At 39.0% G+C, this 14,341-nt stretch carries 1 protein-coding gene and 1 CRISPR repeat array; the gene reads left to right on the top strand.

Features of this window, described 5'->3' with window-relative positions:
* Positions 1-316 precede the first annotated feature (316 nt).
* The gene (locus tag H6571_17490) at positions 317-904 is read left to right on the top strand and encodes a thymidine kinase (protein MCB9325537.1); all 588 of its coding nucleotides are present in this window, start codon (positions 317-319) and stop codon (positions 902-904) included.
* 321 nt (positions 905-1,225) lie between these two features.
* Positions 1,226-14,300: a CRISPR direct-repeat array (repeat unit 30 nt; unit sequence GTTTCAATTCCAAAATGGTACGATTAAAGC).
* Positions 14,301-14,341: the final 41 nt, after the last annotated feature.

Raw genomic sequence — 14,341 nt, 5'->3', positions numbered from 1 at the left:
GAGAATTTTTTGGAGATGGAATGAGATTGAAAGAGATTGAGGGAGATTGAGGGAGATTGAGATAGATTGGGAGCCCTTTTGAGAGAATGTATATTTAACTATGTCTCTCGCAAACCTGTCTCTTACACGAATAGTCGGGGGTCGTTGGCATGCAAAATTTTGATTATCAAATAATTGCTAAAGATTTGAACCCTCCCGACCTACGGTGCGGGAACCTGTCCTCGGCATTTAATGCCGGGATGTCGCTGCGCTCCACTTGAACCATTAAACCTATTGAAAAACTGAAGTAAATTGAATCGTATAATAAAAGAACAATATGTTTTTAGAGCCACATTTTAAAGGTCAACGCAGTGGTTGGATCGAAGTCATATGCGGATCCATGTTTTCAGGAAAAACAGAAGAACTTATCCGGCGGTTGAAGCGAGCCAAGATCGCGAACCAAAAAGTGGAAATTTTCAAACCCAAAATCGATACGCGGTACGATGAAGCGAAGGTGGTTTCTCACGATGCCAATTATATCCTCTCTACTCCCGTAGAAAAATCTCGGAAGATCCTCGAATTATCGGAAGGTGTTGATGTGGTCGGCATTGATGAGGCACAGTTTTTTGATGAAGACCTCACTTTGGTTTGTGAGCAATTGGCTCTCCGGGGCGTACGAGTGATCGTAGCCGGGCTGGACATGGATTTTAAGGGGAAGCCTTTTGGCCCCATTCCACAATTGCTGGCGGTTGCTGAATATATTACCAAGGTGCACGCTATTTGTCAACATTGCGGAAACCTCGCCGTTTTTTCCTACCGGAAAACCAAGGAGGAAGATACGGTGGTCCTGGGCGAAAAGGACAGCTATGAACCCCGCTGCCGTACATGTTACAGCATGGGCAACATCCTCGATTTTGGAAAGTAAAGCAATGGAAATAAAAAAGACCCACGAAGAGCAGGTTTAATTGCCGTGGGCCTTGGAGTTTCACCTGTAAAGGCAGAAACTGAATCCTGTTATGAGAGCGCATTTTGAGGAAAAACGGTTGCTTCCATCTGTCAGTTTTCATAGCTTTAAAAACGTCTTCAACTGGCTTTTTGGCGTTTGTTTCCTTGATGTTTCAAAGATAAAGCAGAAGAATAATAACCCCTCACCACTTTTGCGGATTAGTCAGGATGCTGAAAAGTCTGTAGCATTGCATAAACCCTTCAAATATTACTATACTTTGGTTGGCAAGTAAAGAAACCCGTTTCAATTCTAAAATGGTACGATTAAAGCTTTCTCCTTCCAGTTTTTGTTGTTCTAATCTTGCGGGTTTCAATTCCAAAATGGTACGATTAAAGCTTTACATCGAATCACGCTAAGACATACACTAAACAGTTTCAATTCCAAAATGGTACGATTAAAGCGCGATAATGAGATGATTGCTAACCTATACCTTGAACGTTTCAATTCCAAAATGGTACGATTAAAGCGGTTAAAACAAGCGTATCGACTACCTGAATTTCATGTTTCAATTCCAAAATGGTACGATTAAAGCGTCCGCGTCAAGGTCTTTGAGTTCTGCCAAAGCCTGGTTTCAATTCCAAAATGGTACGATTAAAGCGCGGAAGAAACGCTCAAGAAAGGCATGTCTGTGTACGGTTTCAATTCCAAAATGGTACGATTAAAGCTTGACCCAGGCATCACGGATATCGTCATCACTATCAAGTTTCAATTCCAAAATGGTACGATTAAAGCGTCAATTTATTAATAATTCCTTTGAGGGTTGCACTGTTTCAATTCCAAAATGGTACGATTAAAGCGATAGGGATAAAAACGATTTTTAAGGGGTGATTAAGTTTCAATTCCAAAATGGTACGATTAAAGCCACCCGCTTCGATTCTTTTCGCGTCCGGGGCTTTTGAGTTTCAATTCCAAAATGGTACGATTAAAGCAATATTGCAAAAGTCCGGCAGTCATAATAAGCTGAGTTTCAATTCCAAAATGGTACGATTAAAGCCCGGTCATACACAATGCCCCGGCATTTATGTAAATAGTTTCAATTCCAAAATGGTACGATTAAAGCGTAATTTCGGGGACATACGACGGTACGGATTTGAATCGTTTCAATTCCAAAATGGTACGATTAAAGCCGGTTAGGCGAGACATAGAGCTGCTGAAACTACAAAGTTTCAATTCCAAAATGGTACGATTAAAGCCACTACAATTAACAGGCACAACATTAGAGATTAGCCGTTTCAATTCCAAAATGGTACGATTAAAGCACCTTCTTCTCCACGTTTCCAATCCACATCCTCTAAGTTTCAATTCCAAAATGGTACGATTAAAGCCTCTCTGTTTTCTTTAAGGTCGTCTATCTCTTTCCGTTTCAATTCCAAAATGGTACGATTAAAGCGGGCCAGCTCGGCTACTTTGCCCTTAGCACGTAAATGTTTCAATTCCAAAATGGTACGATTAAAGCTAACATACCCTCCACCTCGTTAATTTTCCCTTCCTGTTTCAATTCCAAAATGGTACGATTAAAGCCAGTAATGTACAATTTGAGGAAACTGTAGGACTCCGTTTCAATTCCAAAATGGTACGATTAAAGCTCGTACGCCGTTACGGGTCACCTCTTTGATAGTTAGTTTCAATTCCAAAATGGTACGATTAAAGCAAATCCGGCGTAAAACTCGCCGCCTGATTTTACAAAGTTTCAATTCCAAAATGGTACGATTAAAGCCCGCGCGCCCTGTTATCGTCTCCCGCCACCTCCAGCAGTTTCAATTCCAAAATGGTACGATTAAAGCTGGATGAGCTGGCCAATATTTCCAGGCTTGTGGCCCGTTTCAATTCCAAAATGGTACGATTAAAGCGGGTTATAAGGCGTCAGGGTACTACGACCCTACCTAGTTTCAATTCCAAAATGGTACGATTAAAGCCTATTCGTATCCTACCATTGGCCGTGGCTTGTTGGTAGTTTCAATTCCAAAATGGTACGATTAAAGCTTCAGTATCAAAGAGCCTACACAACGTTTCTTTTTGTTTCAATTCCAAAATGGTACGATTAAAGCATGCTGTAATTAATGACATGATATTTTATTTATTCGGTTTCAATTCCAAAATGGTACGATTAAAGCTCCTAGCGAACTATTAAAGGAAGTTATACTTCCTAGTTTCAATTCCAAAATGGTACGATTAAAGCTATTACGTAATGATAGCCAATGCCAGGCCACCCCTGTTTCAATTCCAAAATGGTACGATTAAAGCTTGATTAATAATTTTTATTTGTCAAATTGATAGTGGTTTCAATTCCAAAATGGTACGATTAAAGCAGAAACTAAGGAATTCTTTAACATGATTTTACTCAGTTTCAATTCCAAAATGGTACGATTAAAGCATATTAGCGAGGGGGAAATTTCCCCGGCATTAGATACGTTTCAATTCCAAAATGGTACGATTAAAGCTGTCCACTCTCGAGGTTACGCCCGAAAATATTACAATGTTTCAATTCCAAAATGGTACGATTAAAGCCTTCATGGATAACTTAATGAGGCCGTTTTTTCCTTTGTTTCAATTCCAAAATGGTACGATTAAAGCGTAACTTTCTGAAACGCGTTTAAATCCTATTGTCGCGTTTCAATTCCAAAATGGTACGATTAAAGCAAGAAACTAAAGAATTTTTCAACATGGTTTTATTAAGTTTCAATTCCAAAATGGTACGATTAAAGCGGCCGGCCGGTAGTTGCGGGAATTGAAGATTTTGAGTTTCAATTCCAAAATGGTACGATTAAAGCAGAAATTCTATTGTCCACTCAAGGATATTAATAACAGTTTCAATTCCAAAATGGTACGATTAAAGCTTTGTCATTTCCGCCGCAATAGCTGAACCATAACCAGTTTCAATTCCAAAATGGTACGATTAAAGCTTGCCGACGACAAAAACGATCTTTACTGTATGTCAAGTTTCAATTCCAAAATGGTACGATTAAAGCCCAAAATTTTGCGCCTTCCGGAAGACTTCTATAACCGTTTCAATTCCAAAATGGTACGATTAAAGCGGAAGATACACAAGATGCAGATAGGCGACCAATCCCGTTTCAATTCCAAAATGGTACGATTAAAGCACACAATAACAGCCGGGGCCGGAATTTCTATTAATAGTTTCAATTCCAAAATGGTACGATTAAAGCCGCGTTTAAATCCTATTGTAGCCGGGTGAAAAGGATGTTTCAATTCCAAAATGGTACGATTAAAGCCATCCTGGATGATGATTCAGGAAGCTCCGGTTATCTGTTTCAATTCCAAAATGGTACGATTAAAGCGCGCAAAAAACAGTTGGTTTAATAAGTTCAGATGGGTTTCAATTCCAAAATGGTACGATTAAAGCTAACGGCATTATTAGAGCCAAAAACGGGCAAGCCTGTTTCAATTCCAAAATGGTACGATTAAAGCCGGCCTTGGTGGTCGCTATCTATCCATGTAATCGCCGTTTCAATTCCAAAATGGTACGATTAAAGCTCACAAAAGTATCTAATATGTCACTATCAATAATCAGTTTCAATTCCAAAATGGTACGATTAAAGCCTCCTATTGTCGTTGGGTCCCTTGTTTCCACAACCAGTTTCAATTCCAAAATGGTACGATTAAAGCGATTTGCAGGAAAGGTATGAGATCTTAAATAATACATGTTTCAATTCCAAAATGGTACGATTAAAGCGGCATTTGTTATGGATTGAAATATGTCAAAGTTGAGTTTCAATTCCAAAATGGTACGATTAAAGCTCCATTGTTTAAACTGTCAAATACTTTCCCTAAAATGTTTCAATTCCAAAATGGTACGATTAAAGCGCAATTGATCCACTCCCACTCACTGTCAATGTTAAGTTTCAATTCCAAAATGGTACGATTAAAGCGGTCCAGGCCGATTAAAGTATAAAGGTTAAACCCCGTTTCAATTCCAAAATGGTACGATTAAAGCTGATTATTCCGAAAAGCGATACTAAAACGCTGGCTGGTTTCAATTCCAAAATGGTACGATTAAAGCCCGACAGACTGGGACTATCTACACGATACTGCGGGGTTTCAATTCCAAAATGGTACGATTAAAGCGGTTTGCCCCGCGTAGGTTTGCCATTTTTAAATCGTGTTTCAATTCCAAAATGGTACGATTAAAGCAACGATTATTGATATTAATTGAACAATTATTGCGAGTTTCAATTCCAAAATGGTACGATTAAAGCCACATCAAAAAATCCTTCCGCCTCGTGAATTTCGTTGTTTCAATTCCAAAATGGTACGATTAAAGCAATCGTAAGCCGTAGGCCCCGTCTGTTCCTGCTCGAGTTTCAATTCCAAAATGGTACGATTAAAGCTCATTTATTGATCCTAAAGCAAGGATTTTAAAATCAGTTTCAATTCCAAAATGGTACGATTAAAGCGAGTAAAAAACAAAGGTGCGTCCGGGGTCCTCATTCTGTTTCAATTCCAAAATGGTACGATTAAAGCCCTTTTCAATCAACTTTGTGAGTTGAGATTTAACATGTTTCAATTCCAAAATGGTACGATTAAAGCCCCTGCCCTTTCGGCATGTTGTATTTTCTATCTCCAGGTTTCAATTCCAAAATGGTACGATTAAAGCGCCGGTACACTATTATATATAAGGATGCGAATGGCAGTTTCAATTCCAAAATGGTACGATTAAAGCTTTGATAATCTTTGCGTTCTGAATCTTTCTGCTCGGTTTCAATTCCAAAATGGTACGATTAAAGCCCTGCCCTTTCGGCATGTTGTATTTTCTATCTCCAGGTTTCAATTCCAAAATGGTACGATTAAAGCGCAACGGATAGTATTGGCGTTTCTCCCGTATCGGGGTTTCAATTCCAAAATGGTACGATTAAAGCTTATCCGAACCATGTGCGGCATAGAAAATCAAATCAGTTTCAATTCCAAAATGGTACGATTAAAGCGCGATAAAAATTTACAAAGTCTTGCCATGTATTCCGGTTTCAATTCCAAAATGGTACGATTAAAGCTCCTAGCGAACTATTAAAGGAAGTTATACTTCCTAGTTTCAATTCCAAAATGGTACGATTAAAGCTATTACGTAATGATAGCCAATGCCAGGCCACCCCTGTTTCAATTCCAAAATGGTACGATTAAAGCACGTTTAATGGGTCGTAATATCTGAACCTTCCCCCGTTTCAATTCCAAAATGGTACGATTAAAGCTTTTCAGGTTAATTACAAACCGGATAATACAAAACAGTTTCAATTCCAAAATGGTACGATTAAAGCATCACCTGAAAACAAAGGCATCGTTTAATAAATATAGTTTCAATTCCAAAATGGTACGATTAAAGCCCGGATTTTTTCCGGTTGGGCTTTTTTGTTTAGTTGTGTTTCAATTCCAAAATGGTACGATTAAAGCTCTTTGCAGCTCGGCAACCGTAGCCCCTCTTTTGCCCGTTTCAATTCCAAAATGGTACGATTAAAGCTGCTGCTCCTGGTTGGTGGTCAAAAATCCGTCTTGGGTTTCAATTCCAAAATGGTACGATTAAAGCGATATACCTTCCAGCTTCCAGTCATCTATTTTTAATTGTTTCAATTCCAAAATGGTACGATTAAAGCAGCAATGCAACAAAGAATAAGTCACCTAAAAAAAGAGGTTTCAATTCCAAAATGGTACGATTAAAGCCTGATTATTGATGGGATTGGCCTATGTTTCAAATCGTTTCAATTCCAAAATGGTACGATTAAAGCCAATGTTGATCCTGGTTTTCCTGTCCCTGTTGATCCGTTTCAATTCCAAAATGGTACGATTAAAGCTCATTGGATCCATCTTTGAATGTTGATCCTTTCTCCGTTTCAATTCCAAAATGGTACGATTAAAGCGTGTTTGCTGAATCGCTAAAATATAGATCTGACAAGTTTCAATTCCAAAATGGTACGATTAAAGCCAGTTGATCCTGAAAATGCTCCTGCTATTGTTGCGTAGTTTCAATTCCAAAATGGTACGATTAAAGCACCAATCCAGATGAGTCAAATGATCCAAACTTGATGTTTCAATTCCAAAATGGTACGATTAAAGCTGATGAGGCCAGAATATTTAAAACTATTTTTATAACGTTTCAATTCCAAAATGGTACGATTAAAGCCAATGTGCAAATTTGAAAAAGTTAGGGTAGTAGCCCGTTTCAATTCCAAAATGGTACGATTAAAGCATAGAGGAGGAGGTATGCACTACTATTGATACCCAGTTTCAATTCCAAAATGGTACGATTAAAGCCTTCAATACCGTACTTTTTAGCCAGGCCCTTCTCGGCTTGTTTCAATTCCAAAATGGTACGATTAAAGCTCTGGTTAAGAACATACGCCTTTACACTTTGTTGGCTGTTTCAATTCCAAAATGGTACGATTAAAGCTCTATCGGTTAAAATGTTGTATGTTGCTCTCTCCAGTTTCAATTCCAAAATGGTACGATTAAAGCAAAATAAACGGCGTGTACCAGGATTTTATTAGCTGGGTTTCAATTCCAAAATGGTACGATTAAAGCGGGGGATATATTAGATTCTATAACACTCGAGCACAGTTTCAATTCCAAAATGGTACGATTAAAGCCCGGGCGGAGTATGAAAAAGAGGAGCAGAAATTACGTTTCAATTCCAAAATGGTACGATTAAAGCACTTGTTTAGGGTCTGCCATTATTGTAGGTTAAATTGGTTTCAATTCCAAAATGGTACGATTAAAGCAGGGGTGAAGAGTATCATAAACGTTTTGCATATCCGTTTCAATTCCAAAATGGTACGATTAAAGCACTACGACCTCCTCCTGGACCTCCGGGACTCCGGGGTTTCAATTCCAAAATGGTACGATTAAAGCACCCATAATGACTACGTATTAGTTGAAACTCCTACGTTTCAATTCCAAAATGGTACGATTAAAGCGTTACCCAAGACCTAACCAGCAACGGGCAAATAGTATGTTTCAATTCCAAAATGGTACGATTAAAGCCGGATATTAACTTTGCGGAAGTAGATAAAATATTTTGTTTCAATTCCAAAATGGTACGATTAAAGCCCCAGGCGTTATCTACTACTCCCGGCGCGGTTTTATGTTTCAATTCCAAAATGGTACGATTAAAGCGCAATTTCGCGGGGACTACAGCATACTCGCTACAAGGTTTCAATTCCAAAATGGTACGATTAAAGCTCCCTCCGGTACCGTTTGGCGCTTTGCCTAGGAACGTTTCAATTCCAAAATGGTACGATTAAAGCAACTCCACTTCGTTACGCTACGCATATACTCAACGTGTTTCAATTCCAAAATGGTACGATTAAAGCCCTGGCGGTATGCCGAGTAACCGCGGCGGAAATACGTTTCAATTCCAAAATGGTACGATTAAAGCTGGCCGAAAATGTATGGACGAGCGAAATAAAAAAGTTTCAATTCCAAAATGGTACGATTAAAGCATGTAACGGATAGTATTGGCGTTTCCCCCGTATCGGGGTTTCAATTCCAAAATGGTACGATTAAAGCTCTGGATGCCCTGGCAGGAGGCTGTAATCCTCGGTTGTTTCAATTCCAAAATGGTACGATTAAAGCCCGGACGGCTTAAAATACCGAAAACCTCCCCATCCTGTTTCAATTCCAAAATGGTACGATTAAAGCTTTAAATACCCCTCTAACTGCTTTACTATTTTACCCGTTTCAATTCCAAAATGGTACGATTAAAGCACGCGGACGCGGACCCGACAAACGAGCTCCAAAGCTGTTTCAATTCCAAAATGGTACGATTAAAGCACTTTTGCTTTATGTTAAATTTATTTAATTCGTTTGTTTCAATTCCAAAATGGTACGATTAAAGCAAAATTGACCTCCACCAGGGACCACCTTTTAGGGGGTTTCAATTCCAAAATGGTACGATTAAAGCTTAAATACCCCTCTAACTGCTTTACTATTTTACCCGTTTCAATTCCAAAATGGTACGATTAAAGCAGGTATATAGGCAGGGCGCCGGAGAGGCTTATACCGGTTTCAATTCCAAAATGGTACGATTAAAGCCCATTATGGCCAAACTTGCCGACCGCGGCGAGAACCGTTTCAATTCCAAAATGGTACGATTAAAGCCTAAAATCTCCGCTGAGGGTTGGGGTTACCAGCGTCGTTTCAATTCCAAAATGGTACGATTAAAGCACGGCGGCCTCTAATTTGAGCTCCAATTCTTTTACATGTTTCAATTCCAAAATGGTACGATTAAAGCTTATGGAGGATGGCTCCCTAACTCTACAGGAGGCCAGTTTCAATTCCAAAATGGTACGATTAAAGCCTCCTGGCGTATGCCGGCCGGTAGGTGTCCTCCTGTTGTTTCAATTCCAAAATGGTACGATTAAAGCCTTTGCTAAACCTTCTGTTATCTGTGTATTCCTGTGTTTCAATTCCAAAATGGTACGATTAAAGCAGACAGAGATGTAAAGGTTTACTGGATTAATTCTTGGTTTCAATTCCAAAATGGTACGATTAAAGCAGGAGGAGGTCGTAGTACCACTCCAAAGCCTCACCCGTTTCAATTCCAAAATGGTACGATTAAAGCGATGTTTACGGGCAAATTAATGCCTCCAGGTTAGGTTTCAATTCCAAAATGGTACGATTAAAGCCCATAACCGCCGTAGATGCCTCCGGAGCCCCTATATAGTTTCAATTCCAAAATGGTACGATTAAAGCTAATAGCGGAATGTATCTACTCGCTAACGATGATCTGTTTCAATTCCAAAATGGTACGATTAAAGCGTATATATAGGCTATATAAAATAGGATATAGGCCATGTTTCAATTCCAAAATGGTACGATTAAAGCCTCCCATTTTGAAAATATGTTTTTTATGTTTTTTAGTTTCAATTCCAAAATGGTACGATTAAAGCTTTACAAACTCGGTATTTACTGAAAATTCAAAATTAGTTTCAATTCCAAAATGGTACGATTAAAGCTCTACTCGCTAACGATGATCTTGGATTAGCTACAAAGTTTCAATTCCAAAATGGTACGATTAAAGCAACCCAAACGGGTTAAAGCATAAAGTTATTTTATAAGTTTCAATTCCAAAATGGTACGATTAAAGCCTGGATGCCCTGGCAGGAGGCTGTAATCCTCGGTTGTTTCAATTCCAAAATGGTACGATTAAAGCAAAATAGTAGACCTGGCAAACGGGGAGGCGTTACCTTGTTTCAATTCCAAAATGGTACGATTAAAGCAAGGTATAAGAAACTTTTGTTTTCGGATGTTCTTAGTTTCAATTCCAAAATGGTACGATTAAAGCGGGTAATAGGTACCGAAAAACAACGTAAAAACGCTCGTTTCAATTCCAAAATGGTACGATTAAAGCCTCCTCGGCTGGAGCGTTGAATTGGTTCATTATGTGTTTCAATTCCAAAATGGTACGATTAAAGCAAAGGCGGGCAATTTTCACCGTATAGCACTCAAACGGGTTTCAATTCCAAAATGGTACGATTAAAGCAAGCGTTTTCATCTACGCTAAATTTGTACTGTTTAGTTTCAATTCCAAAATGGTACGATTAAAGCTATGCCAGAAAGAATCTAACCAGTCCCAAAAATCCGTTTCAATTCCAAAATGGTACGATTAAAGCAAAGCGTTTTCATCTACGCTAAATTTGTACTGTTTAGTTTCAATTCCAAAATGGTACGATTAAAGCGCTTTGCTAAACCTTCTGTTATCTGTGTATTCCTGTGTTTCAATTCCAAAATGGTACGATTAAAGCAGATTAAAATTATTAGCGGAGGAGAGGTATTTACCCCGTTTCAATTCCAAAATGGTACGATTAAAGCCGAAAATGCAAAATGTGGCGGCTAATAACGTGCTCCGTTTCAATTCCAAAATGGTACGATTAAAGCACTATGCCTACACTCTCGAAAAACACTGGGAATATAGTTTCAATTCCAAAATGGTACGATTAAAGCCCACTATAGGCCAAAACGCGGCGCCCGCTATTACTGGTTTCAATTCCAAAATGGTACGATTAAAGCCTTGTTTAGGGTCTGCCATTATTGTAGGTTAAATTGGTTTCAATTCCAAAATGGTACGATTAAAGCCGTAGATACGGTAAGGCAGAATAAACTAATATTCCGTTTCAATTCCAAAATGGTACGATTAAAGCAGTACCTCCCTGGGGACCACTACCCACAGTAATACAGGTTTCAATTCCAAAATGGTACGATTAAAGCTCCTTCTAATACAATAGCGTTCAGCGCTGATTTTAGTTTCAATTCCAAAATGGTACGATTAAAGCCCATTATGGCCAAACTTGCCGACCGCGGCGAGAACCGTTTCAATTCCAAAATGGTACGATTAAAGCAAACCTTCAGGCGGGAGGAAATATAATTCTTTGGTTGTTTCAATTCCAAAATGGTACGATTAAAGCCCCGCCACCGGTTAAAGTTGCGGCCCTGGTTGGTCCGTTTCAATTCCAAAATGGTACGATTAAAGCCCGTATAGCACTCAAACGGTGGCCGCCTGGAGATTTGTTTCAATTCCAAAATGGTACGATTAAAGCCAAATACGGGTACTTCTATATCGACGAAAATACAGAGTTTCAATTCCAAAATGGTACGATTAAAGCTTTTAGAATATTATCCTGCAGGGATTCTATTTTAAGGGTTTCAATTCCAAAATGGTACGATTAAAGCCGCAAAGGGTTATTTGCATAAAATCACCTTTAAAAAAGTTTCAATTCCAAAATGGTACGATTAAAGCCTGTTCTCTACTAACTTACCGCCGTAGGTTTCCTGGGTTTCAATTCCAAAATGGTACGATTAAAGCAAAATTAACGAGGTGGAGGGTATGTTATCTAAATTCGTTTCAATTCCAAAATGGTACGATTAAAGCAAGCTGGAAGGTATATCCATGGAGTCTTTTTTTTCCTGTTTCAATTCCAAAATGGTACGATTAAAGCGAGCGTTTTAAATATCGCTTTGTTTGCGTATATCCGGTTTCAATTCCAAAATGGTACGATTAAAGCTCCGAGGGGTTAGGTCCACCTTGCCCACCTTAACCCGTTTCAATTCCAAAATGGTACGATTAAAGCCCAGCCAGGGGGTTTTTAGCGGTCTCCGGGCAACCCGTTTCAATTCCAAAATGGTACGATTAAAGCGGGCTACAAGCCTGGAAATATTGGCCAGCTCATCCAGTTTCAATTCCAAAATGGTACGATTAAAGCGAGATGCCGGAGAAAAGGCGGCCCTTGCTTTTGATGTTTCAATTCCAAAATGGTACGATTAAAGCCAGCCCGGAAAACCCAAAATTTAGATTAATTATCCCCCGTTTCAATTCCAAAATGGTACGATTAAAGCAATCTATAAAAATGACTTTAGATAATATCTTAGAAGTTTCAATTCCAAAATGGTACGATTAAAGCTTAGGCTCATACATAGACTGGAAAGATTCAAGTTTAGTTTCAATTCCAAAATGGTACGATTAAAGCAATATACGAGGCCTCCGCGGCTTTAATGTTTAACGGTTTCAATTCCAAAATGGTACGATTAAAGCGCAATTTCGCGGGGACTACAGCATACTCGCTACAAGGTTTCAATTCCAAAATGGTACGATTAAAGCATTACTACCGTGTCGCTGGTGTCCACTACGGTAACGGGTTTCAATTCCAAAATGGTACGATTAAAGCACCTGCTAGTTCGACTATTGAAGTTTATAATGATGTGTTTCAATTCCAAAATGGTACGATTAAAGCGCCTCCAAAAAGCATGGAACAGAGTGCCCAGCAAAGTTTCAATTCCAAAATGGTACGATTAAAGCGCGCTCTTTGGCATTACTTAGCTTTTTTCTACCCGTGTTTCAATTCCAAAATGGTACGATTAAAGCCCTATCCGAGGTGGACCTATCCGGGGCCATCCTCCGCGTTTCAATTCCAAAATGGTACGATTAAAGCCCGAGCCTATACCCCCGAGGAACAAACTGATACTTGTTTCAATTCCAAAATGGTACGATTAAAGCCATAATGTAAAGATAGAAAACGTTATATCCGACAAATAGTTTCAATTCCAAAATGGTACGATTAAAGCTACGTATGCGGGAGTTCGTGACCAATCATGAAAAGTGTTTCAATTCCAAAATGGTACGATTAAAGCCCCGGTGCGAAAATTGATAACTATTACTATAAGCCGTTTCAATTCCAAAATGGTACGATTAAAGCCGGCTATGGCCGACGGGCGAGACAAAGAGCTGGCCCGTTTCAATTCCAAAATGGTACGATTAAAGCAGTATTATACTTCCCCCAGCCTGGAGGTTTAGCCCGGTTTCAATTCCAAAATGGTACGATTAAAGCGCCGATAAAAAGTTGGTTGCGATTTGTTGCTTCATTGTTTCAATTCCAAAATGGTACGATTAAAGCCCCCACGAGCGGGCAATTATGTAACGCCTTCGACCGTTTCAATTCCAAAATGGTACGATTAAAGCTTCCAGGCATAGTTTAGATGTAGTGTTTTTAGGGTGTTTCAATTCCAAAATGGTACGATTAAAGCGCAATTTTCAAAGTTTATAAACTGCTTTACTCTGTCGTTTCAATTCCAAAATGGTACGATTAAAGCCTTTTGTAGGGGAAGATAATAATGAAAACTCTTTTGAGTTTCAATTCCAAAATGGTACGATTAAAGCTTTAAATCCGATTATGGACAAAGATGAATTTTATTCGTTTCAATTCCAAAATGGTACGATTAAAGCGAAATTATATTTTTGCAAAAACTCAAATGCTTCTTCGTTTCAATTCCAAAATGGTACGATTAAAGCATGCTGGTTGTGAGGTAACTACCTTTCAGCAAGCGAGTTTCAATTCCAAAATGGTACGATTAAAGCCATATCAGCACCAGCTAAATGGTACACAGGAAAATGTTTCAATTCCAAAATGGTACGATTAAAGCCAAACTGATGCTTTGGGTAGATGTTATTATATACTCCGTTTCAATTCCAAAATGGTACGATTAAAGCCAGATTGCACTCCTGTAAACCTTCCAGTAGTAACCGGTTTCAATTCCAAAATGGTACGATTAAAGCTCACCCTGGAGGGCTGGTTAGTTTAGAGCTATCTGGTTTCAATTCCAAAATGGTACGATTAAAGCCCGGTAAGCCTGGAGCCCAACCAAGTTTTAAGGCTAGTTTCAATTCCAAAATGGTACGATTAAAGCCATAAATCCGGAGTCCGTTATTTTGTCCGCGTTGTTGTTTCAATTCCAAAATGGTACGATTAAAGCATCCTCCGAAAGTTAGACCAGTTAGAGGACCAGGAGCGTTTCAATTCCAAAATGGTACGATTAAAGCTTGGGGGCGTTCGATGCTTTTGATTTTTTTGTAAAGCGTTT

This window comes from Lewinellaceae bacterium (genome assembly GCA_020636105.1).
Lineage (GTDB): Bacteria > Bacteroidota > Bacteroidia > Chitinophagales > Saprospiraceae > BCD1.
This window is presented reverse-complemented; position numbering and strand designations above follow the sequence as displayed.

What these genes read in the sequence shown, in the direction of transcription:
- H6571_17490 (MCB9325537.1), top strand. Translation starts at nt 317, where the DNA reads ATGTTTTTAGAGCCACATTTTAAAGGTCAACGCAGTGGTTGGATCGAA.